A 22,535-nucleotide genomic window follows, 5' to 3' on the forward strand; every position below is an offset into this window, starting at 1 on the left:
CCCGAGCGAACAGACCACACAGAACACGCTCGACCCCCGTACGCGGCGCCCGCGAACCCACCACGGAAGCGTAGTCAGGAGCGGGCAGGACCTTGCGGTCCAGCTTGCCATTGGCCGTCACGGGCAGCGCGTCCAGCAACACGAAGGCCGAGGGCACCATGTACTCCGGCAGCCGTTCGGCCAGGTGGGTGCGGAGCCGTGTGGCGTCCGTCGCCGTCGGGTCGGGCGTGGCGACCACGTAGGCCACCAGTCGCTGGTCGCCCGGGCGGTCGGCGCGTACCACCACGACGGCGTGGTGCACTCCGTCGGCCGTCCCGAGGGCCGCCTCGATCTCGCCGAGCTCGATGCGGAAGCCGCGGAGTTTCACCTGGTCGTCGGCGCGGCCGACAAAGATCAGCCGTCCGTCCGGCGTCCAGCGCACCACGTCACCCGTCCGGTACATCCGCTCACCGACACCGAACGGGTTCGCCACGAAACGGGAGGCCGTCAGGCCCGAGCGGCCCACATACCCACGCGCCAGACCCGACCCCGCGATGTAGAGCTCACCCGCCACACCCGGCACCACAGGACGCAACGCCTCGTCCAGCACGTACACCTCGGTCGCCGCGACCGGACCCCCGATGGACACCGGCTCACCAGGACGCAGGAACGTGCCCGTCGCGCACACCGTCGTCTCCGTCGGGCCATAGGAGTTGACCAGGGTATGGCGGGCTGTCCAGGTGTCGACCAGGGCGTCCGGGCAGCCCTCGCTCGCGGTGATGATCACGGCACCGGCGGGCAGGGTGTCCACGGCCAGCGCGCTGAGCAGCGAGGGCGTCACCGTGACATGGGTGACCCCGGCGGTGAGCTCCGAGTCCGGGCCGGCCGCGAGCAGGCGCTCCGCGTCGCCGACGACCAGTGTGCCGCCGGTGAGCAGGGCCATCGCGATCTCCCAGACCGAGCCGTCGAACCCGATCGAGGCCTGCTGGAGCACCCGGTTCCCGGGCCCGGAGACGTAGTCGTGGTGTCGGCGCACCATGCGGGTGATTCCGGTGTGCGGGACCGAGACCCCCTTGGGGCGGCCGGTCGAACCGGAGGTGTAGATGACGTAGCAGGTGTTCTCGGTGCGCAGGGGTGCGAGGCGTTCGGTGTCGGTGACCGGGGCGGCGGAGAGGCCGGCCAGGTCGACCGTGCCGAGCACGGTGGGAGGGTGGCTGAGGCCCTCAGTCCGGGCGGGGTCGTCGACCAGCACCACGGCGGGCCGGGTGTCCTGGAGCATGAACTCCCGCCGGGCCGCCGGGTAGGCGGGGTCGACGGGGACGTAGGCGCCGCCCGCCTTGAGGATGGCCAGCATGGCGACCACGAGGTCGATGCCACGGTCCATGCAGACCGCGACCGGGACCTCCGGGCCGACCCCGCGGCCGATCAGGTGGCGCGCCAACCGGTTGGCCCGCTCGTCCAGTTCGCGGTACGTCAGCCGGTCCGGCCCATCCACCAGGGCGGGGGTGTCGGACTCCGTCTCGACCCAGCCCTCGAAGACCTCGGGCCAGGTGCGCGGCGGGACCTCGGCGGTGTCGTTCCACGTGTGGAGGATGTGGCCGCGTTCGGCGCCGGACATCAGCTCCAGGGCGCTCAGCCGGGTCTGCGGCTCGGCGGCGACGTGGTCCAGCAGTCGGGCCATGCGGTCGGCCAGCGCCTGGACGGTGTCCCGGTCGAAGAGGTCGTCGGCGTAGGTGATCCTGAGATCGAACGTGTCGCCGCGCTCCTTGAGGACCACCAGCAGATCGAACTCCGAGGCGGTGACGGGCGACGCCAGCAGTTCGGTGTGCGCTCCTTCGAGGCGGACCGGTGGGTACTCCTCCTCCACGCCGAAGGCGATCTGGTAGAGCGGGTTGCGGGCCAGCGAGCGGGCCGGCTGGAGGTCCTCGATCAGCAGGTCGAAGGGGAGTTCCTGGTGTTCCATCGCCGTCAGGTCCGTGTCCCGGACCCGGTCGAGCAGTTCGGCGAACGTGGGGTCGCCGCCGGTGTCGGTGCGCAGCACCAGGGCGTTGACGAAGAAGCCCACCAGGTCGGTGAGCGCTTCGTCGTCGCGGCCCGACACGACCGTGCCCAGGGGGATGTCGGTGCCGGCACCGTGCCGGGTGAGCAGCGCGGCGATCGCGGCCTGCGCGACCATGAAAACGGTGGCGTTGTGCCGTGCGGCCAGTCTCTGTAGTTCCTGGACGACGTCGGGGCGCAGGGACCGGGTGACGGCGCCGCCCCGGTAGGAGGCGACCGCGGGCCGCGGGCGGTCGGTGAACAGGGCGAGTTCCTCGGGCAGGTCGGCCAGCGCCTCCCGCCAGTACTTCAGCTGGTCGGCGAAGGCGCTGCCGGGCTCGCCGGCGGCGTCGAGCAGGGCGCGCTGCCACAGCGCGTAGTCCGCGTACTGCACCGGCAGCGGCGCGAAGTCGGGGTCGGCGCCGCGTACCCGGGCCGTGTACGCGGCGGACAGGTCGGCCGCCAGCGGGGCCATGGACTTCCCGTCGGTGGCGATGTGATGGACCACCAGGACGAGGAAGTGCTCGGTGTCCTGCTCGTCGCGGGTCCGGATGAGCTCCGCGTGCAGTGGCAGCTCCCGCTCCAGGTCGAAGGGGTGGGCGCAGGCGGCCGCGATCGCCGTGTCCGCTTCCCCCGCGGTGACGGCACGGGTCACCGGTTCGATTCGTACCTGTCCGGCCTCGGTGATCCGCTGCACCGGCTCCCCGTCCACCTCTGCGAAGCGGGTGCGCAACGACTCGTGCCGTACGACGACGGCGACCAGGGCGGCGGCGAGCGCATCGCGGTCCAGCGGGCCGCTGATGCGGGTGACCACGGGCACGTTGTAAGTGGCGCTGGGGCCGTGCAGCCGGTGCAGGAACCACAGGCGGCGCTGGGCGGCGGACAGCGGGAGTACGGCGGGGCGGGGCCGTACCGGGACCACTCCGCCGCGTGCCGGTACGCCCTCGTCGTCGGCGGCGTGAAGAATCGCGCGGGCGATGACCGGACCGATCCGGGACATTGATTCCGACTTGACGATGTTCACGTGGTCGAACTCGATCTGGCTGCTGTCGGTGGAACCGTGGAGAAACGGCTGCCAGGCCCGGGAGAGCGGCTGTGCCTGTGGGTCGGGGGCAGCCGCGTCGAAGATCAGGACAGGACTGGAGGTCGGCTCGGGAACGTGGCGGGACTGTGCCCGCAGGTTCTCCCGGGCGATCCGCAGCAGCCGCTCGACGGCGGAGCCGGGCAGGGTCGCGAGCGGGCTCTCGGCGGCGGTCAGTGCCTTGGTGAGCTCCGCCTGGCCGGGGAACCCGGTGCCCTGCCAGTCGGGGAGTCCGACGCCGTCGAGGGCGACGTGGGCGACGTCCTGGGCACTGGGCTCGCCGCCCCGGCCGTCCATGGCTCCGGGCGTGGCGTCCAGCATCACCAGCAGGGCGACCCGCTCGCCGGCGTTCTCCAGCAGCCGCGTCAGCTGCTGGCCGACGGTTCCGCCGAAGGACCAGCCGATCAGCAGGTAGGGCCCGGCGGGCTGGAGTTCCCGGATCCACCGCAGGTAGCCGTCGGCCAGTTCACGCGCGTCGAGCGGGCGGACGGGGGTGTCCTCGGTGATGCGGGGGTCCTGGAGTGCGTATACCGGGTGTCCTTCCGGGATGTGCCGCAGCAGCGCGGAGTACCCCCAGCCCAGGCCGTTGGCGGGGGGCAGCAGGAAGACGGGGGTGCGGTCGCCGTGGCCGCGGTAAGGCAGCACCGCGCCGAGGCCGTCGCCCTGGGTGTCCTGCCGCAGCCGGTGATCCAGCTGCGCCACGGTGGGCGCTTCGAACAGGGTCCGGACCTGGAGGTCCACGCCGATGACCGCACGGATCCGGTTGGCCAGGCGGGTGGCCAGCAGCGAATGGCCGCCGAGGTCGAAGAAGCTGTCGTCGACGCCGACTCCGGGCAGGGCCAGCACCTCGGCGAACAGCTCGCACAGGATCTCCTCGCGCGGGCTGCGCGGGGCCCGCCGTTCGGCGGCCGGGAGCTGTGGCGCGGGCAGGGCGGCGCGGTCCAGCTTGCCGTTCACCGTGAGCGGCAGGGCGTCGAGCGGGACGAGGGCGGAGGGGATCATGTGGTCGGGCAGCCGGGCGGCCAGGTGGTCGCGCAGGTCGGCCGGGCCAACGGAGGACTCCGGGTGCAGGACGACGTAGCCGACCAGGGTCCGTCCCGCGCCGGACACCTCCCGGGCCAGCACCACCGCCTGCTGTACGGCCGGATGGGCGGTCAGCGCCGACTCGATCTCGCCGGGCTCGATCCGGAAGCCGCGGATCTTCACCTGGTGGTCGGTGCGGCCGAGGAAGCCCAGACTGCCGTCGGCCGACCAGCGGGCCCGGTCCCCGGTCCGGTACATCCGCTCCCCCGGCGCACCGAAGGGGTCGGCGACGAACCGGCCGGCGCTCAGTCCGGGCCGCCGCCAGTAGCCGCGGGCCACGCCCGCCCCGGCGATGTAGAGCTCGCCGACGGCGCCGGTCGGCACCGCGCGCAGTCCTTCGTCCAGCAGGTAGACGCGGGTGTTGTCCACCGGCTCGCCGATCACGGGGGCCGGGGCGTCCGGTGGGAGCACCGCACAGGTGGAGTAGACGGTGGTCTCGGTCGGCCCGTAGAAGTTGACGACCTGCGCGCCGAGCGCGGTCATGTGCTCGGCCAGCCGTTCGGGCAGGGCCTCGCCACCGGTCAGCAGCCTGCGGCCGCGCACCGCCTCCGGGCTGGTGGAGAGCAGCATCTCCCACAGGCTGGGGGTTCCCTGCATCACCGTGATGTCGTCGTCCACCAGCAGCCCGGCCAGCTCGGCCGGCTCGCGCACCGTCTCCCTGGGCACCAGCACGAGCGTGGCGCCGGCGAGGAGGGGCGGGTAGAGCTCGAGGACGGAGGCGTCGAAGGCGACCGTGGTGACCGCCGCGAAGCGGTCCCCGTGGCCGAGCCCGAGCCGGTCCCGCACGGCGAGCTGGAAGTTCAGCAGGTTGTCCTGGGATATCAGCACGCCCTTGGGGCGTCCGGTGGAACCGGAGGTGTAGATCAGGTAGGCGGCGCTGTCACCCGGTACGGCCACCTCGCCCAGGTTGGTGTCGAGGCGGTCGGCGAGGTCGGTGAGGAGGGCGGGGTCGTCCAGACGGAGCCGGGGCAGGGAGCCGGTTTCCGGCTCCGGCACCAGCCGGTCGGTCCCCTCGTCCACCAGCAGCAGCACCGGGTCGGCGTCCGTGAGCGTGAAGACCAGCCGGTCGGCCGGGTAGTGCGCGTCCAGGGGCAGGTAGGCCGCGCCGGTCTTGAGTACGGCGAGGATCGCCACGAGCAGGTCGGGTCCGCGTTCGAGGGCCAGGGCGACGAAGCGTTCAGGCCCGGCGCCGCTCTCGCGCAGGCAGCGCGCCAGCCGGTTGGCGCGCGCGTTCAGTTCGGCGTAACTGAGGCCCTGGTCGCCGCAGACCACCGCCGGGCGTGCGGGGGTGCGCTCGGCCTGCTCCTCGATCAGCCGGGTCACGGTGGTGTCCGGCAGCTCCCGCACGGTGTCGTTCCAGCCGGTGAGCAGCAGTCGCCGCTCCTGCGGGTCCATCAGGTCGACGCTGTCGATGCCGCGTTCCGGATCCGCCGCCACCTGCTCCAGGACCCGCAGCAGCCGCTTGCCGATCCGCTCGGCGGTCCCGGAGTCGAAGAGGTCGGTGCGGTACTCCAGCAGCAGCTCGATTCCGGCGGCGCCCGTCGGCCCGGCCGGCGGTTCGAGGAAGTAGAACGACAGGTCGAACTTGGCAACCTCGGCCGGCGACAGCGTGAGGTGTTCTCCGAGATCCGGCCGGTCCGGGACGGGACCCTGGCCGCCGCCTCCTTCGGTGAGTGCGAAGTAGACCTCGAAGAAGGGGTTCCGGGCAGGTGAGCGGGTCGGCTGGAGAGCCTCGACCAGCAGGTCGAAGGGCAGGTCCTGATGGTCGTATGCGGCCATGTCCGCCTGTCGCACCCGGCGCAGCAGTTCCTCGAATCCGGGGTTTCCGGACGTGTCGTTGCGCAGCACCAGGGTGTTGACGAAGCAGCCGATCAGCCCGTCCAGGGCCTCGTCGTCCCGTCCGCTGACGACGGTGCCGAGCGGTATGTCCGTACCGCAGCCCAGCCGGGTGAGCAGGGTGGACAGCGCCGCCTGGAACACCATGAAGAGCGTGGCGCGGTTGCTTTGGGCGAGAGACCGCAGGTCGGCGCAGAGTGGCGCCGGAATGGTCAGCCGCACCGTGGCCCCACGATACGACGCGTGCGGCGGGCGGGGACGGTCGGCGGGCAGGGCCAGTTCGTCCGGCAGGTCGGCCAGGTTGTCGCGCCAGAAGGCCAGCTGCCGTGCGGCCTCGCTGCCGGTGTCGTCGAGGTCGCCGAGTACGTCTCGCTGCCACAGGGTGTAGTCCGTGTACTGCACGGGCAGCGGCTCCCACTGCGGGGTGCGGCCCGCGCGCCGGGCGGCGTAGGCGGCGGACAGGTCGGCCCACAGCGGGGCCATGGACCAGCCGTCGCAGGCTATGTGGTGGAGGACCACGACCAGGAGGTGCTCGTCGGGACCGGTCCGGATGATCCGGGCCCGGACGGGGAGCTCCCCGGCGAGGTCGAAGTGGTGGTCGCAGGCGGCGGCGAGCAGCGCGTCGATTTCGGCGGCTTCGGCGCCCTCGCGCACGCTGTAGGGGACCTCGGGCCGGGCTTTCTCCGCGGGCAGGATGAACTGGGCTGGTTCGCCGTCCTCTTCGCGCATCATGGTGCGCAATACCTCATGACGCGCTACGACATCTCCGACGGCTCGGGTGAAGGCATCGGGATCGAACGGGCCGCGGACCACGCGGACGGTCGGCACGTTGTAGGTGCGGCTCGGCCCTTCCAGGCAGAACTGGAACCAGAGCCGTCGCTGAGCGAACGAAAGCGGAATCAACGGAACATCCTCTCCCGGTCAGTCCGGTTCACCGGATCCGACCGCACACTAGAAAGCGCCTTGAATTCGGGACAAGGGCCCATCGAAGGTCTGACACCTTCATGTCAAAAGCACGTCACGCCCGCATGTCGTCCGGCCAGACGGCCTTCCGCAGTGGACTGCCTACCAGGGCGACAACCACGACCGCGGCCTCGAACACCGCGAAGACCAGGACCGCCGCCGCCGGGGACAGGTGCTGGAGCAGCTGCCCGCCGGCGAACACCCCAAGCGAGGACCCGGCGCCGAACACCGTCATACAGGCCGCGACGGACCGTCCACGCTCCTCGTCGGAGACCTGACGGAAGATCAGGATGTCCACCAGCACCCGCACCGAGGGCCCGTTCAGCCCTATCAGGAAGAGCAGGCCCGCCACCCACCAGGGCCCGCGTCCCAGCCCCAGCAGGGCGATGAGTACAGCCTCCGCCGCACCGGCCGAGAGCAGCAGCACCCCCGGGGCCAGCCGCTGATGCAGCGGCCTGACGAGGAGGGAACCGGCCAGTCCGCCCACGCCCATGCCGATGGTGGCGAGTCCGAGCACCCCGGGGGAGACTCCCTGGTCGCGCAGCTGCACCACCACGACAAGGATGATCGGGGCGCCGACTACGTTCATGGCCGCGGCGAAGAGCATTCCCGAGCGCAGCAGCGGATTGCCCCACAGCACGTGCAGACCGGCCAGCATCCGCCGCCGGAACGGGAGTTCGTCCTGTGGGGGCCGCTGCCGGCCGCCCGCTGTCTTTGCGTCGGCCGCGCGGGCGGGCGGGCGTACGAAGAAGGTGCAGGCGGCGGCGGCACCGAAGCCCGCCGCGGCGGCCACGAAGGGCAGGCCGTGCGCGATCCCGTAGAGAAAGCCACCCAGCGGAGGCCCGGCCATGGCGGCCGCCTCGCTGCGCACCTCTTCCTGGGTGAGCGCGGCCGTGAGCTGACGGCCCGGCACCAGGGAGCGGATCAGCAGCATCCGGCTGGAGCCGCCCACCGGCTGGACCGCGCCGATCACCACGGCGATCAGCATCAGGTGTGCGAGCGTCAGCTCGTCGGCGAAGTAGGCGATCGCGACGCTGGTGGTGGCCAGGGACCGGACCACCTCGACCAGCAGCAGCAGCCGGCGCTGGTCGTAGCGGTCCGCCAGGGCGCCCGCGGGGATCCCGCACAGCAGCATCGCGAACAGCTGCACACTGCCGAAGGCCCCGGCCCAGCCCGGGGAACCGGTGATCGCCAGCACCACCAGCGGATAGACCAGGCCGACGATCTCCCGGCCGAGGAAGGCCGGCACCGAACCCAGCCAGAGCAGCTGGAAGCCGACGTTGCGCCGCAGCGGCGGATCCGCCGGAACCCCGGGCTGGTCCGCCCGGGTCACGGTGTCACGGGAGTCGCTCATCTCGCCCTTCCCTCGAATGTCGGATGTGGAGCCGGAGCCGGAGGGCTACCGGGCGCGCCACTCGGGTTTGCGGCCCTCCGCGAAAGCGCGGGGGCCCTCGACCGCGTCCTCGCCGGCCATCCGCCGTTCCTCCCAGACGTAGCGGGTGGCGAAGGCCTGCTCCAGCGGCAGGTCAACGGAGCGCATCACCGATTCCTTGATCGCCCGCACCGACAGCGGGGCGCAGGCCAGCAGGTCCCGCACCCACGACTCGACGCATGCGTCCAGGTCCGCCGCAGGTACGACCTCATTGACCAGGCCCAGCTCCAGCGCTCTGGCCGCGTTCATCCGACGGCCGGTCAGCACGTACCCCAGTGCCGTCTTCAGCGGCAGCTGCCGGGCCAGCCGGAAGGCGCCGCCCGCCCCGGGCACCAGGCCCAGCTGGGCCTCCGGCAGCGCGAACACCGCGTCCTGCGAGGCGACGATCAGGTCGCAGGCCAGGGCCAGTTCGAAGCCGCCGCCGAGGGCGTAGCCGCGCACCCGGGCCAGCACCGGCTTGGAGAGCGTGAACCGCTCGGTCAGCCGGGGCCAGCCGGGCTGGCCCCGGCTGCCGAAGGTGGTGGCGACCGCGCCCTCGGCGTTGAGCCGAGCCCGTTCCTTGAGGTCCTGGCCCACCGAGAAGGCCCGCTCGCCCGCGCCGGTCAGCACGGCCAGCCATACGTCGTCGTCGGCCTCCACGTCGTCCCAGACCCCGGCCAGCTCCTGGTGCATCGCCAGGTCCATGGCGTTGAGCACCTCGGGCCGGTTCAGCGTCACGTACGCCACGTGTCCGGCCTTGCGGTAGTCGACGTGGTTCACCGGGCGTGTCCGGCCCGGGTGAAGCGGCCGACCTTGCCGATGACATCCTCGCTGTAGAGGCGGAGCGCCTGCTGGAGCGCGAACTCGGCCATGTAGGCGCGGAAGGCGTCCGGGGGCTCCTCGGCGAGGTTGAGCATCCGCCGGTTGGTGAGCACCGCGGGACTGTCCATGCGGTCCAGGGCCACGTCCACCGCCGCGTCCAGCTCCTGGGGCTCGACCACGTCGTCCAACAGGAGCCGGGCATCGGGCTCGGTGGCCCGGATCCGTCTGCCCCACAGCACCACCTGACGGGAGATACGGCCGCCCGCCAGCCGTCCGAGCCGGAAGTTGCCCGCACCGGGGACTATGCCTTCCTGCGCCGCGGGCAGGCTGACGTAGGAGTCGGCCCCGGCCAGCACGCGGTCGAAGACCATCAGCAGCTGGGCGCCGCCACCGATGGCGAAGGTGTCAACCGCCGCGACCCAGGGCTTCTCGATGGTGGGCGACTTCCAGGACGCCTCGTGGTCGACGAGCACCCCGCGCACGATCTTGTTGATGTAGCCCAGCTCGCGGCGGAGCAGGAAGTCCACCAGGGAGATCTGCCCGGCGTGCAGGCTCTTCAGGTTGATGCCCGCGCTGAACACCCGGCGGCCCCGGTAGCGGGGATGTGTCATCACGCCGCCGCGGAGCAGGCCCACGTGCACGTGCGGGTCGAGCAGGACGAGGTCGACGGCGGTTTCCATGTCCTCGACCTGCTGGTTGTCCTCGGCGTTGAGGCAGTCGTCCCGGCACATCGTCAGATGGGCCGCGTTGCCTTGCCGTTCCAGGAGCAGCGAGTCCAGCTGGAGCACGCCGGTGCGCCGGAACTCGGGCAGCAGCCGCAGGGCCCGCGGAGTGGGCCGCAGCATGCTGTCCATCAGGTGCGGCCCGGCGACCGGGTCCCGCAGCAGGGCGCTGAGCAGGATGCCCTGGTCGATCTCGTGCCCCTCCTTCGACGCCTGCGGCCGCGCCCGCTCCTCCTTCATCTGGTCGGCCGTGGGGACGAGACCGGGGAAGACCTCGGAAGCCACGGCGAGCAGTTCGGGCAGCCGGAGCCGGGCCGTGCGGCCGTCGGTGAGCCGGTCGTACACGGCCTCGGCGTGGTCGCGCAGCAGCACGAGGCGGGCGTTGCGCGCCGCGTTCTTGGCGGCGGTGGCCCGGTCACGCTGTTCCGGGACGCGTGCTGGGGGCCTGGGCAGGGAGGTCACCACCTGTTCCGTGTGGGCGGCGGCCTCCTTCACCGCCCGCACGGCGGACTCGGGGATGCGCCCGGTCACGACGCGGCCCCGGCCGGGACATGGCGCAGGACGCGGTCGCAGGCGGCGAGGTGGCTGCCCAGCGCGTCCTCGAAGGAGGTGGTGGTGGCATCCAGCATCAGCTGGCGGCGCATCGCGACGCCACCGCCCGGGCCCGCACCCAGCAGCTCGGCCGCCTGGCCCAGCGCGGCCTCGGGATCGTCCGCGAGTTCGTCGACCAGTTGCAGCTCCAGCGCCTGCCGGGCCGGCACGGGTATGCCGCGTAACACGATCCTGCGGGTGACGCCGACGCCGACCTGGTTGGCCAGCCGGTACAGCGACATACCGGGCCACACCCCGTCCCGGCCGCCCGGCAGCAACAGCCGCAGGTCGGCACCGGCGATGCGGTAGTCGGTGGCCAGCAGGGCCTCCAAGGCCGTACCGCCGCAGTCGTCGGCGGCGACGGCGAGTGTGGCGATGTCGAGTCGCTCCAGCCTGCGCAGCGTCCGCTCCCACTTGTTGACCAGGGGAACGGCCAGGTCGCGGGCCCACTGCTCGTCGGGGGCGCCGCTGAGCAGGAGGACGGCGGCGCGGGGCGCGGCAGCGTCCTCCACGCGGGCGCACAGGCCGTCCAGCTCCGCCACGAGGGCGGTGGTCAACGGCCGGGAGCCGTCGATCCTCAGCACCATGCCGGGATCGACCGAGCCGGGAATGCCGGCGGGGGTGGTCATGTCAGGTTCTGCCTCTCTGTCCGGACGCCTGTCGGTGGGCGGTTGCGGGGTCACCAGCGGACGAGGGCGGTCTCGATGGTGGAGCCCGGCCCCATGGTCATCAGTACGCAGTACTCCCCCGGGTTGGCGACGCCCTCGTCGAGCAGCCGTTGGTAGGAGAAGAGGAAGGAACCGCTGGAGACGTTGCCGTAGTCCCGCAGCACCCCGGTGGTGTGCCGGACGTCGTGCCGGGTGAGGCCGAGGTTGACCACGACCGAGTCGATGACCTTCTTGCCGCCCGAGTGAACCAGCCAGTGGCCGATGTCGCTGCGCCGCAGCCCGGTTCCGGCCAGCAGCCGGCCGATGACCGTCTCGGCGTTCGCGCCGACCACGTAGGGCACTTGGGGATCCAGGTAGAAGCTGAACCGGTCCTGCGCCGAGTCCCAGTCGTAGCGCATGGCGTCGACCGCGTCGGTGATGATGTGGCTGGCGAACTTCAGGAGGCGCGGGCCGGGTACGGCGTCGTCACCGGCGACGACGGCGATCGCGGCGGCGCCGTCACCGAAGAGGCTGTTGACCACCGAGGTGCGCATGGTGCCGTCGAAGACGTAGGCGGCCGAGCAGGACTCGTCGCATAGCATGACCGCGAGCTCGCCGGGGTTGGCCCTGGCCCATCCGGCGACCGCGTTGAGCGCGTTCAGACCGGCGTTGCAGCCCATGCCGACCACGTCCAGGCGGCTGCAGCCGGGGTCGATGCCCAGTTCCTTGATGATGAGCGCGCTCAGGCCCGGGGTGAGGAAGCCGGTGGAGGTGACGCAGCACAGGTAGCCGAGGTCGTCGAGGTCGCGGCCGGCGTTCTTCAGGCACTCCTGCACCGCGCGGACGCCCATGGCGGTGCCTTGGGCCTTGTGCTTGTCCAGCAGCTCGCCCTGGGCCTCCATGAGCCGGGTGCCGTCGGGGCCCTCCGGGGGGAGGGTGAGGTAACGGCGGTCGATCGCGCTGTTGAGGAACACCGAGCGGATCCTGGGGTCCTCGATCGCGAAGATGTCCAGCACTTCGCGCTGGGAGTACGAGGTGGGCGGCACGGCCGTGCCGATCCCGGTGACCCTGGCGACATCCGGGCGGTCGAGGTCGATGGACGGGGTGTCGGCGAGCACACCCGGGTGGGGAAGGCCGAGAGTGACGGTGGTCATCGGAAGGTCCAACCCCACATCCTGGGCTTGCTCCGGTACCGCGAGGCGACGGTTTCCATGGCTGAGTACGGTCCCCTTCCTTGAGTTCTTCCCTGGGTTCGTTCGTCGGTGGCCGGGTGGGTCAGCGTGCGGCCCGCTCCCGGACGAAGCCCGCCAGCCGGTCCAGGCCCTCGTCGATCTCCTCGGGCAGGAGATGGCTGTACGAGAGCCGGATCTCCCGGCGCGGCTCGGTCTCGGCGTAGAAGTGGTGGATGGGCGTCCACAGCACCCGATGCTTGTGGGCGCTGAGTTCCAGCAGGTCGTCACCCGCCGGGAAGGGCAGGGCGAGCAGCATGAAGAAGCCGCCGGTGGGGCTGTTCCAGGTGACCTCCGGACCGTCGCCGGCCGGAAAGCGTTCGGCCAGCCCGTCCCGGAGCCGCCGCAGATTGCCCTGGTAGATCCCGGTCTCCCTGACGTTGGCGGCCCGCAGACTGCAGCCGTGCGTCAGCAGCTTGCCGCCGATCACGGCCTGGGCGATCGAGGAGGTGTTCACCGTCAGCATGCTCTTGAGCTTGGCCAGTTGGTCGGCCAGCGACTGGGTGACCCCGCCGGGCCCGGTCACCCGCTGACCGGCGACGGCGAAGCCGACCCGGGCTCCCGGCACCCCGGTCTTGGCGTAGGTGCCCAGGTAGACCACCCGGCCGCTGTCGTCCAGCGCCTTGAGCGTGGGCGGCCCGGAGCCGTCGCCGAAGAGGCCGTACGGGTTGTCCTCCAGGAGCAGGATGTCCAGTTCCCCGGCGAGCCCCAGCAGTTGTCTGCGGATGTCCGCATCGAGGCTCACCCCGCTGGGGTTGGCGAAGTCGGGCACCAGGTAGCAGGCGCGCGGGCGCAGCCCGGCGGCCCTGGCCCGGCGGACCGCCTCGGCCAGGTCCGTCAGGTCGATGCCGTCCTCGGAGTCCCGTACGGGCAGCACCCGCATGTCCGCCAGCTGGGCCGCGCCGTGCACCCCGACGTAACTGGGCACCACGGCCAGCAGCACGTCGCGGTCGTCCCGGCGCAGCGCCCGCAGGGTCAGGTAGAGGGCCTCCTGGCAGCCGACAGTGACGACGATGTCGTCGGGGTCGGCGGTGATGCCCTCGTCCACCCGCAGGTTCTCGGCGATCAGTTCGTGGATGATGCCCTTGGTCCGCCCGTACTGCAGGATCCGGCGACGTACCAAGGTCTCATCACCGCCGAGCTGATCCGACGCGTGGGCGCGGTATGTCTCGATGTACTGGTGCACCAGGTCCAGGTCGAAGAACCCCTCGAAGGGGCGGCCCGCCGCGAAGGAGATCGCGTCGGGAAAACGCTGGGCCACCTCGTTGAGAAAGTTCATGGACTCGCTGACGGGGGAACTCAGCGACGCGTGCATCGCCGCGAGTTCCAGCCGTGGCTCAGACGGCCGTGGAGCGCTCATCGGATTCCATCGCAGCCACGAGACTGGCCGGCCGCATGTCGGTCCAGTTCTCCTCGACGTACGCGAGGGCCTCGGCGTGGCCACCATCGCGCAGGCGCACTTCCCAGCCGTCGGGTAGGTCGATGAAAGCGGGCCAGATCGAGTGCTGTCCCTCGGTGTTGGCGAGGACGTGGAACCGGCCGTCCACGTCGTCGAAAGGATTGACCATGTGAAAAACCTCCGCGTACGAGATGGTGCGGGAACCTGAAGACGTCAGGACTGCGGATTGGTGTAGAGGCGCCCCTCGGACCAGATGTACCGGGTCCGGCCCCAGCGCGCGGCCGAGGCGACGTCGGGGAAGAAGCCGCTGCCGTTGAGGTTGGCGCTGGTGTTGCACAGCACGGGGATGCCGCTGATGCGGTCGTACTCGACGAGGACCCGGGCCGCCGCCGAGTCCACCGAGGCGTCGATGGTCTGCAGCCGCGCGGTGCCGTCCAGGTGCACGATCGCCGGGATGCGCTCGGCCCAGCCCTGCCGCATCTTGTGGTCGAACAGCATGTAGCGGTCCGGGGTGCCCGGGTCGAAGATGTCCGCGGCCCGGTCGGTGAGGCACAGCGGCGCCACGGGGCGGTAGTCCGCCCGGTTCTTGATCTCGTTGAGCCGCTTCTTCATACCCGGATCCACCGCCGGGGCCAGGATGCTGCGGTTGCCCAGGGCCCGGGGGCCGAGCTCGGCCCGGCCCGAGAGGACCACCACGGGTTCGCCCTCGGTGTGCAGCAGCTGGGCCAGTTCGCGTTCGTCGAACGGCCGGACGGTCCAGCCCGCCGGCAGCTCGCCCTCGGTCACCTGCGGGCCGCTGTAGACGCTCCACTCCAGCGCCAGGTGGTCGGTCTGCCGGTACAACTCGCAGGTGGCCGTTCCGATCGCGGCACCGGCGTCGTTGGGGAACGGCGGCACCCAGACGTCACGGAAGAGCCCGCTGTTGCGGATGGCGCTGTTCCACTTGATGTTCAGCGCGCAGCCGCCGCCCAGGCACAGGTTGAGCCGCTGCCCCATGAATCGCTTCCTGACCACGTGGGAGAGCCGGTCCAGCAGCAGCTTGCCCAGGTACTCTTGGAAGGTTGCGATGATGTCCGCGTTGGTCATGCCGGGGAAGAGCGTTGAGCGCTCCGCGGTGACTCGACGACCGAGCTCCGCCGCGTTGAAGGTCGAGATCTCCGGCAGGCTTTCCAGGAGTTTGTCGAACGTGGCGAAGGCCGACTCCCCAACGGTGCCGAGCGCGGCGTAGGCCATCGCCTTGCCGGCCACTCCCAGGTGATGCAGCTCGCGTGCCTCGGGAGCGACGTCCTCGTGGCGGAAGGGGTCGAAGAAGGCGCAGAAGTCGGCGAAGATGTTGCCGGTCGTCGCGAACAGCGGTGCCACCGGCTTGACTGCTCGGGTCCTGGCGCTCACCTGGTACAGCCGGGGCGATATGCCGCCGTCCCAGACCAGGACCAGCGAGTCCTCGCCTCGCTGCGCGAACGGGCTGGTGCAGTACGCGCCGAGTGCATGGTTGCTGACGTGGTGGTAGCTGACGTAGCCCCGCGCCCCGGAGTTGAAGTGGTGCTCGGTGAACTCGTACCGGTGCAACGGGTCCAGAGACTGGATCCCGTCCACGTATGGTGCCACCGGCAGCACGAGGTGCTCGCCGCCCCGTGTGGTGGCCACGCTGGGGACGTCCGCTCCCTTCTCCGGCCACCAGCCGTCGACGACGAACTGGTCGACGTCCTCCGCTTCCACGCCCTGGGAACGCAGGATCTCAGCGACCTGCTCCAGGTCCCGCAGCTGTGAGTATCGAACGTTGTTGTCGAGCTTCTCCACCTCGATGCTGAAGACGAGGCGGTTCCCGTCGATGAGGGCGACACCGCCGTCGTGCGAGGCCTTCACACCAGCTATCAGCACTTGCGCTACCTCTCTCGGTCGCCGAAGTCCGTCGCTGAAATCCGCAACAGGTCCGAGAGCAGGCTGATGGGTCTCCGTGGCGCCGCACCAGACGCGGCGCCGATGATGGCAAGTTCCGGTCAAGGACGGCACCAGTGGAACCTGAGCGGGTTTCGAGGTCTGTATGGTCTCCGGCGACTGTCCTTCGACGACCGAACAGTTCGGAACTCCGAACCCGGCCCGACCCGGGAGGAATCGAGTGGGGCCCGCTGCGGAGGCCCGGCTCCGGTTTCCGGCCGACTCAACTCTTCCGGACCTGTTCGCCGTGCAGGCGCGATAGCACCCGGACGCCATCGTCCGCGACGGCCAACTCGCTTTCGACTACACCAGGTTGGGCAACATGCCGTCCTTGGTCGCCGGGCTGCTGAGCGCCCGGGGCAGGTGGGCCGGGACACAAATCGCGTTACTGCTGGAGCGCGGCCACGAGCTCGCCACGGCCGTCCTCGCGGGCCTACGGCTCGCTCTCCCACGACCATCACGCCGCAGCAGTGTTCACCACGTCCCCGCCGACCGGCAGGCCCTGCGGCGGGCGAAACTGTAGGGCCAGTCGGCCCTCACCTCTGCGAACAGCGCCGAGAAGAGGACCGGCTCGCCACCGGCTCACGGGCAGGCCGTCGGAGCCGGCATCCAGTGAGGCGCAGGGCTGCCGCCGGTCGGCCGTCGCGGCGGCGACCGCATCGGGACGCGACGTGACCTGCCGCCAGGATGTCTCCGGAGGACCTCCGGGATCGTCGCCATGCGTCACCTGTTTCCGCCATCGGAAGTTTCGGCGCACCCCTGCGGAATGGCGCGACGTTACTGATGGCCGGGTGATCCGGCGATCGACTTGGAAGCCGGATGACGACTCAGCAAGCGTTCTTCCAAAGGAAACTTGGTATCAACCTGCCACCGCCGAACCGTGTTTTCCCGAGTGGACGGTCGGCGCTTACTCAAGACCGAGTTCTGCCGCTTTCATCCCCGCCTCGAAGCGGGTGTTGACATGCAGGGACTTCAAAATGGCGGCGACATGACGTCGATAGGTGCGAACGGATACGTTCATCTGACGCGCTGCGGCGTCGTCCTTCGCACCAGAGCCGAGCAGCCGCAGAACCTGCGCCTGGGTCGTGTCGAGCGCCACGGAGCGGACGGCGTAGCAGAGCTGATTCGGCTCCGAGGCGCGCTCCCACAGCGCCTGCTGGCACTGGTCCAGCATGCTCACGGCCTCGTGCCGGGCCACCAGGGCGGCCTGTTGTCGCCCATCCCGGGGGGACGCGTACACGACGGCGAGTCCGCTGCCGGAGAAGGCCAGGTTGGGCAGAAGCCCGGAGGAGACGCGGATCTGAGCTCCCTCGCCCGCGATGCGGGTCATGAGGCTGCGGGCGACCGGCTCCGCCACGGCGGAGTGGCCGACCAGCAGCCGCAGGTCGTGACCGCGCCGGAGAACTTCGTTCCGTACAAGCCGCGAAAGCTCCGAGGCCGGGCGGCCGACCGTCTCGGCGGCGAAGCGACCGGTCAGCCGGACCAGGGCGCGGTTGCGCGGCAGTGCGGGAAGTGCCCGGCACAGTAACGCGTAGGCCATGGCCGGATCGCAGGTGGTGATCAGATCCGATACCCGCACGTCTCTATCATTGCTCGCGTTTTCGCACATCTCGGGACGCTGCAAGACATTTCCCCCATCGAAACAGCGAGTCCGGCGGTACCCCGACACGCTCAACCACCAGAGCCACGCCAGCCACGTAACGCCCCCCGGCTGCGAGTTCGATGAGAGTAGCGCGCAGGCCACTTACCACACCGTGACGCAGGTCACATTTCAAACCCCCTTGCGCCGCCACCAATGAACCCGCGACACAAACGCAGAAATTGAGCCTTCCTTCTTCCGGAAGGCCGAAAACGGCCAGCGATGACCAAAAGTCGGTGTGAACAGCAGTTGGGTCCCACCGGATCAGTACGTCGCCGCCCTACCAAAGCCACCGTGCTCGGCTGTTTCTACGTGACCTACGAAGCCGACCACCCCATCCAACTGCGTGCTGCGCGAGACCCCGGGCTGTAGCAGTGGCCCGGCAGGAACATGGTCCCGGCGAAACCCCATGGCAATGCGCCGTCCGCGAAGGCCTTGACGAGACGGGCCTGCACATCGCCAGGGCACCACGGCTGCTGGCCACGCAGTTCCTGGCTCCGTGCGAGGAGTGACCCGCCGCAGGATCGGATTCGTCTTCGACAGAGGCCGACTGACCGGGCATCAGGTAGGCAGCATCGTTCTGGACCCCGCCGAGCACAGCGAATTCGCCATCCGCTCACTGAAGGAATGGAAGCAGGAGATGCAGTCCGCCTCCTTCCACCGGCGGAACACCCTGCTACCCGGAACGAACCGCCCCCACCTGACCGCACGTGCCGATCCACTGCACACCGCACAGCGCCCGCCCGGCGGCCGATCAACCCCGACACGACCTCCATCAACCGCTAACCCCACAACCGTTCAACGGGAGCTGAGGCATGTGAGACACGCAAAGAAAGCAGCGACAACGCTGGACTATTGAACATCCACCGCCGGCCCCTGACCGATCCGTCGAGAGGCAGCATCACAACACAACTTCACACTCCGGCCGTCCGTTCCGCGCGCGGCTCTGACGCAACGGAAAACGTGACAACTTCCGCGTCGACACCCCATGTGTACTCGACATCACCGACCGCAGGAGTCGGATACCGGCTCTGAACTGCGAAGATTCATAGACTACATGTCCGTGACGCCAAGCTGGAGTCGTTGCTATCGCTCACCCGGGTGGTCTCGTGGGACGGCCTGATGCGGGCTGATCAGATTGAAGAGTTCCGGTGCATTTGTCGAAGGTCGAGCTCGCCTTTCCCTTCGCTCAGCGGCCGAACAGACGCAGCAACCGGGCTTGGCGGGCCTCCCCGGCCACGGGTGGAGCCCCTGGCGCGGCGAAGAAGCGGTGGGTAGTGTCGGCGGAGACAGGTGACTCCGCCAAGCCGGCGTAAATTTCGGCGAGGTGCTCTTCGATCCAGGCGACGAGCTCCGGATCGAGCTTCTCGGGAGCGTTGACGGCTCGGGCCAGGTCCCAGGTGTGAATGGTCGCGTCCGTGGTGCGGACTGCGAGGGCCTGTTCTCCGGTCACCGGGCCGAGAGGGTAGTCGAGAGTCTGCTGGAGGACGCCCGGCCTCCGGAACGCCTCGGCGCACTCCCGCACCGACCGGATGTAGGCACCCACCGGATCGCTGCCCAGAGCGTCCTCGTCCCGGAGCCGGAGGAAGTCGGCGGCCGAGCCACCATCCAGCAGAGAGACGTAGTTGAGGTTTCCCCGGGTCATGTGGTTGACGAGGTGGCGTACGTCCCACTCTGCGCAGGGGGTGGGTACCGTCCACTGCTCGGCCCGTACCGCGCGCAGCCTGTGGGTGAACTCGGAACCGGAGAGTAGATAGCGGTCGATGATGCCAGCGAAGCGGTATGACATGGCCGCAGCGTAGGAGTGCAGAAGGCGACGTGCTGGCGGAAATCAGCCGCCGAGCCCCGGAGGCACGCCCGCCGGCCACTTGCCCGAAAGGTGGGTCTCCGGGACTGAGCCAGTAGTGCCGTCACTTCTCGTCGACATGCACGGCCCCACTGATCAGCAGGTGACTCCGAAACCAGTCGACAAACGCTGTTCCTAGAGATCAACGAAGCCAGTGACAGCAGTTGCTTGGAGCAGGGTGAGGTTGCCGCGCACCATGCCGGCGGCGACGGCGATGATCAGGATGTACGGGCCGGACACGAAAGAGAGTGCCGCGGTGGTCGCGCCGCCGAGCGCGATGAGGGTGACCGTGCAGGCGGTGGTTCCGGTGCGACGGGCAAGGGTGGCGTACAGGGTACGGCCGAGCGTCTGTCCGGCGCCGCCGAGGCCGAGGGCCCATGCCCCCTGACTGGTGGTGTACCCGCGTTCGAGGAGAATGGGGACCAGGGCGACAACGACCGCGCATGCGGCGAACGCTGAGAGGGTCAGGGCACCGGCCGGCATCCAGAACGGCCGGCTGCGCGCCACCGCACCGGCTGTGCCGCTGACGTGAGCGGGGGCTGGCGGTGCTGCGGGCCATTGGCTCTTGAGTGCGAGGGCGTGGGCGGGGATGGTGATGGCGGCGAGGACCAGGGCGAGGACGACGTAGGTGGCCCGCCAGGACAGGTGGTCGGCGAGGGCCGCGGTGGCGGGGGCGAAGACGGTGGAGGCCAGTCCCCCTGCGAGGGTGACGATCGTAAGAGCGCGGACATGGTCGGGGGCCCACCAGCGGGTGAGGGCTGCGAAGGCGGGCTGGTAGAAGGTGGCGGCCATGGAGAGTCCGGCCAGCAGCCAACCGGCAGCGAAGACAACGAAGTTGGGGGCGAGGGCGATCGTCAGGAGGCTGACGGCTGCCAGCGTCGAGCCTGTCGTCATCACGGCGCGGGGGCCGTTGCGGTCGATGATGCGGCCCACGCGTATCCCGGTGAGCGCGGAGACGACAAGTGCGGCAGAGAAGGCGGCCGTCGTGGCGCCCGTGGACCATCCCGTCGCGGCGGCGATCTGAGGGTTCAGGACGGGGAAGGCGTAGTAGAGGATGCCCCAGCTGGTGATCTGGGTGGCACACAATGCGGGCAGGACGGCGCGGGGCCGCGACCGGTGATCCGGTACAGCGGCCCCGCTCGAGTGCGTGGTCAGGTTGGTCACGAACCGCAGCAGCCGCCCGCCGCGTCTTGGCCTTCGGCCGTCGACGCTGTGGCGGGGACGCCGAGCTGGACGAGCTGCGGCTCGGGGGCGGCGCAGCAGCCGCCGCCCTGCGCCTGGTCGGCGTCGGGGGTGTCGAACAGGCCCGCGCCGCCGCACACCCCGGTCTCGGGCAGGACGAGTTCGACGCGGTCGGCGGAGTCCGTGTCGCCCGCGATGGCCGCGGCCACCGAGCGGACCTGCTCGTAGCCGGTCATCGCCAGGAAGGTCGGGGCGCGGCCGTAGGACTTCATGCCGACCAGGTAGACACCCTGTTCGGGGTGGGACAGCTCGCGGTGGCCGTGGGGGTAGACGGTGCCGCAGGAATGCTGGTTGGGGTCGATCAGCGGGGCCAGCTCGGTGGGAGCCTGGAGGCGCTCGTCGAGGCCGAGGCGGACCTCGGAGAGGAAGGACAGGTCGGGGCGGAAACCGGTCAGCACGATCACCTCGTCCACCGGGTCCAGACGGCGTCCGTCCTCGCCGGCCAGGATCAGACGGCCGTCCTCGTCACGCTCGACGGCCTCGGTACGGAAGCCGGTGACCGCGTCGGCGTGCCCGTTGTCGACGGCTGCCTTCGCTGCCAGGCCGAGAGCGCCGCGGGCGGGCAGCTGGTCGGCGGCGCCGCCGCCGAACGTGGATCCGCTGATGCCGCGGCGCAGGACCCACACCGCGTGCGTGCCGGGCTCGCCCTTCGCAACGTCGGCGAGCGTGGCCAGGGCGGTGAACGCGGAGGCGCCGGAGCCGATGACGGCGGTCCGCTTGCCGGCATAGCGGGCGCGAACGGCCGGGTCCTTCAGATCGGGGACGCGGTAGGTGATGCGGTCGGCCGCCGTCCTCTCGCCGAGGGCGGGAAGGCCGCTGGCCCCTGCCGGGCTCGGGGTGGCCCAAGTGCCGGAGGCGTCGATGACCGCGCGGGCGAAGACACGCTCCTCACTGCCGTCGGCAGTGGTGAAGTGGACGACGAAGGGCTGGGCTTCGCGGTCGGCGTCGACGATACGGTCGCGGCCGGTGCGTGAGACGCCGGTGACGGTGGCGTCCAAGCGGACGCGCTCGCCCAGGACATCGGCCAGCGGCTGGAGGTAATGCTCGGCCCAGTCCCCGCCGGACGGATAGGTGGCCGCGTCGGGCTTGGTCCAACCGGCCGGCGCCAGGAGCTTCTCGGCGGCCGGGTCGGTGACCTCGCCCCAAGTGGAGAACAGCCGCACATGCGACCAGTTACGTACCGCGGAAGCGGCGACCGGCCCGGCCTCCAGGACCAGCGGTTCGATGCCGCGCTCGACCAGGTGAGCGGCGGCGGCCAGCCCGGCGGGGCCTGCGCCGATGACGACAACCGGAAGGTCTGCAGTGGTGGTCATGGCGGTGATGTCCTCCGAGATAGGCAGCCGAATCCGACCGCTGTTTCGATTGGTGTCGATGTCTGGAGCTTGCCACTCGGTATCGATGAGTGTCAACATAGACGGATGTCGAAGTCAGAAGTTGTGGAGCTGCCGGCCCTGGATGCGGGGACCGTGGTGCCGTGCTGCCCGCCGATCACCGCCGGGGAACTGTCGCAGGGTGACGCGGAGAAGATGGCCGTGATGTTCAAGGCGCTGTCGGACCCGGTGCGGCTGCGCCTGTTCTCCAAGGTCGCCTCGCACGCGGGCGGCGAGGCGTGCGTGTGCGACATCTCCGACGTCGGCGTCTCCCAGCCGACCGTCTCCCACCACCTGAAGAAGCTGCGCGAGGCCGGGCTCCTCACCTCCGAGCGGCGCGGGACCTGGGTCTACTACCAGGTCGCCCCGTCCGTCGTGGCGGCCATGTCCGCCATGCTCGACCTGCGCTCCTGACCAACGGCCCGCGCCGGCGGGTCAGCCGGTGCAGTCGGGCGGGCAGCAGAGCGCCGGGTACGCCTGGAGTGCGAAGATGCGCTCGGCCATAGTGGCGCCGTCGGCCCGGTAGAAGACCTGCTTGCCCTCCTTGCGGGAGATCACCAGGCCGCCGCGGCGCAGCAGGCTCAGGTGTTCCGAGGCGGTCGACGGCTTCAGTGCGCACCGTTCGGCGATCTCGCCGACCGTCAGCTCAATGCCCCCGGTGAACTGCTGCATCACCTTCTGGCGGGTTTCGCTGGCCAGG

At 70.4% G+C, this 22,535-nt stretch carries 16 protein-coding genes; 2 read left to right on the top strand and 14 right to left on the bottom strand.

What is annotated here, in order from left to right; all coding sequences use genetic code 11:
- The 9 genes from ACZ7IB_RS43640 to ACZ7IB_RS43680 all read right to left on the bottom strand — a co-directional run.
- On the bottom strand, positions 1–6,919 hold a 6,919-nt coding region (locus tag ACZ7IB_RS43640; RefSeq protein ID WP_470920521.1), incomplete at its 3' end, for an amino acid adenylation domain-containing protein.
- Between the two features lie 115 nt (positions 6,920–7,034).
- Positions 7,035–8,333 (bottom strand): MFS transporter, encoded by a 1,299-nt coding sequence (locus tag ACZ7IB_RS43645; protein WP_470920522.1) that lies wholly within the window; start codon positions 8,331–8,333, stop codon positions 7,035–7,037.
- A 45-nt stretch (positions 8,334–8,378) separates the two neighbouring features.
- Positions 8,379–9,170 carry an enoyl-CoA-hydratase DpgD gene (dpgD, locus tag ACZ7IB_RS43650; protein ID WP_470920524.1) on the bottom strand — a complete coding sequence of 264 codons (792 nt, stop codon included), beginning with the start codon at positions 9,168–9,170 and terminating at the stop codon, positions 8,379–8,381.
- Positions 9,167–10,465 (bottom strand): (3,5-dihydroxyphenyl)acetyl-CoA 1,2-dioxygenase DpgC, encoded by a 1,299-nt coding sequence (gene dpgC / locus ACZ7IB_RS43655; RefSeq protein WP_470920526.1) that lies wholly within the window; start codon positions 10,463–10,465, stop codon positions 9,167–9,169. The genes dpgD and dpgC overlap by 4 nt, the downstream gene beginning before the upstream one ends.
- Entirely contained in the window at positions 10,462–11,154 is a 693-nt protein-coding gene (gene dpgB / locus ACZ7IB_RS43660; RefSeq protein WP_470920528.1) for an enoyl-CoA-hydratase DpgB, read from the bottom strand. The genes dpgC and dpgB overlap by 4 nt, the downstream gene beginning before the upstream one ends.
- 50 nt (positions 11,155–11,204) lie before the next feature.
- The gene (dpgA, locus tag ACZ7IB_RS43665) at positions 11,205–12,326 is read right to left on the bottom strand and encodes a 3,5-dihydroxyphenylacetyl-CoA synthase DpgA (protein WP_470920530.1); all 1,122 of its coding nucleotides are present in this window, start codon (positions 12,324–12,326) and stop codon (positions 11,205–11,207) included.
- 121 nt (positions 12,327–12,447) lie between these two features.
- On the bottom strand, positions 12,448–13,761 hold the full coding sequence (locus ACZ7IB_RS43670) for an aminotransferase-like domain-containing protein (RefSeq protein ID WP_470920532.1): 1,314 nt from the start codon (positions 13,759–13,761) through the stop codon (positions 12,448–12,450).
- Entirely contained in the window at positions 13,739–13,969 is a 231-nt protein-coding gene (locus tag ACZ7IB_RS43675) for an MbtH family protein (RefSeq protein WP_470920534.1), read from the bottom strand. Before ACZ7IB_RS43675 ends, ACZ7IB_RS43670 begins: the two co-directional genes overlap by 23 nt.
- A gap of 44 nt (positions 13,970–14,013) precedes the next feature.
- Positions 14,014–15,681, bottom strand: coding sequence for a carbamoyltransferase N-terminal domain-containing protein (locus ACZ7IB_RS43680; protein WP_470920536.1), 1,668 nt, complete (start codon positions 15,679–15,681; stop codon positions 14,014–14,016).
- Positions 15,682–16,060: 379 nt separating this feature from the next.
- Here ACZ7IB_RS43680 and ACZ7IB_RS43685 point away from each other — a divergent pair, with 379 nt between their 5' ends.
- A complete protein-coding gene (locus ACZ7IB_RS43685; protein ID WP_470920538.1) occupies positions 16,061–16,261 on the top strand; it encodes a hypothetical protein in 201 nt (66 codons plus the stop codon).
- Positions 16,262–16,645: 384 nt separating this feature from the next.
- On the opposite strand, the gene ACZ7IB_RS43690 is transcribed toward ACZ7IB_RS43685, so the two are convergent.
- The 4 genes from ACZ7IB_RS43690 to ACZ7IB_RS43705 all read right to left on the bottom strand — a co-directional run bounded on the left by ACZ7IB_RS43690 (position 16,646) and on the right by ACZ7IB_RS43705 (position 21,778).
- Positions 16,646–17,317, bottom strand: coding sequence for a helix-turn-helix transcriptional regulator (locus tag ACZ7IB_RS43690; RefSeq protein WP_470920540.1), 672 nt, complete (start codon positions 17,315–17,317; stop codon positions 16,646–16,648).
- 1,249 nt (positions 17,318–18,566) lie between these two features.
- Positions 18,567–19,166: a TIGR03086 family metal-binding protein gene (locus tag ACZ7IB_RS43695; RefSeq protein WP_470920541.1), complete on the bottom strand. Its 600-nt coding sequence runs from the start codon at positions 19,164–19,166 to the stop codon at positions 18,567–18,569.
- Between the two features lie 192 nt (positions 19,167–19,358).
- Positions 19,359–20,387, bottom strand: a complete 1,029-nt coding sequence (locus ACZ7IB_RS43700; protein WP_470920543.1) for an MFS transporter — start codon at positions 20,385–20,387, stop codon at positions 19,359–19,361.
- The gene (locus ACZ7IB_RS43705) at positions 20,384–21,778 is read right to left on the bottom strand and encodes an NAD(P)-binding domain-containing protein (protein ID WP_470920545.1); all 1,395 of its coding nucleotides are present in this window, start codon (positions 21,776–21,778) and stop codon (positions 20,384–20,386) included. Before ACZ7IB_RS43705 ends, ACZ7IB_RS43700 begins: the two co-directional genes overlap by 4 nt.
- Before the next feature lie 105 nt (positions 21,779–21,883).
- On the opposite strand from ACZ7IB_RS43705, the gene ACZ7IB_RS43710 reads away from it, so the two are divergent.
- On the top strand, positions 21,884–22,249 hold the full coding sequence (locus ACZ7IB_RS43710) for an ArsR/SmtB family transcription factor (protein ID WP_470920547.1): 366 nt from the start codon (positions 21,884–21,886) through the stop codon (positions 22,247–22,249).
- 21 nt (positions 22,250–22,270) lie between these two features.
- Here ACZ7IB_RS43710 and ACZ7IB_RS43715 read toward each other — a convergent pair whose 3' ends face one another.
- Complete coding sequence (locus tag ACZ7IB_RS43715; protein ID WP_470920565.1) at positions 22,271–22,534, bottom strand: ArsR/SmtB family transcription factor; 264 nt, start codon at positions 22,532–22,534, stop codon at positions 22,271–22,273.
- Position 22,535: the final 1 nt, after the last annotated feature.

It is taken from the genome of Streptomyces sp. NPDC037301 (assembly GCF_055602785.1).

What these genes read in the sequence shown, in the direction of transcription:
- ACZ7IB_RS43695 (WP_470920541.1), bottom strand. Translation starts at nt 19,166, where the DNA reads ATGTCATACCGCTTCGCTGGCATCATCGACCGCTATCTACTCTCCGGT.
- ACZ7IB_RS43675 (WP_470920534.1), bottom strand. Translation starts at nt 13,969, where the DNA reads ATGGTCAATCCTTTCGACGACGTGGACGGCCGGTTCCACGTCCTCGCC.
- ACZ7IB_RS43705 (WP_470920545.1), bottom strand. Translation starts at nt 21,778, where the DNA reads ATGACCACCACTGCAGACCTTCCGGTTGTCGTCATCGGCGCAGGCCCC.
- ACZ7IB_RS43685 (WP_470920538.1), top strand. Translation starts at nt 16,061, where the DNA reads ATGCCGTCCTTGGTCGCCGGGCTGCTGAGCGCCCGGGGCAGGTGGGCC.
- dpgB (WP_470920528.1), bottom strand. Translation starts at nt 11,154, where the DNA reads ATGACCACCCCCGCCGGCATTCCCGGCTCGGTCGATCCCGGCATGGTG.
- dpgA (WP_470920530.1), bottom strand. Translation starts at nt 12,326, where the DNA reads ATGACCACCGTCACTCTCGGCCTTCCCCACCCGGGTGTGCTCGCCGAC.
- ACZ7IB_RS43670 (WP_470920532.1), bottom strand. Translation starts at nt 13,761, where the DNA reads ATGAGCGCTCCACGGCCGTCTGAGCCACGGCTGGAACTCGCGGCGATG.
- ACZ7IB_RS43710 (WP_470920547.1), top strand. Translation starts at nt 21,884, where the DNA reads ATGTCGAAGTCAGAAGTTGTGGAGCTGCCGGCCCTGGATGCGGGGACC.
- ACZ7IB_RS43645 (WP_470920522.1), bottom strand. Translation starts at nt 8,333, where the DNA reads ATGAGCGACTCCCGTGACACCGTGACCCGGGCGGACCAGCCCGGGGTT.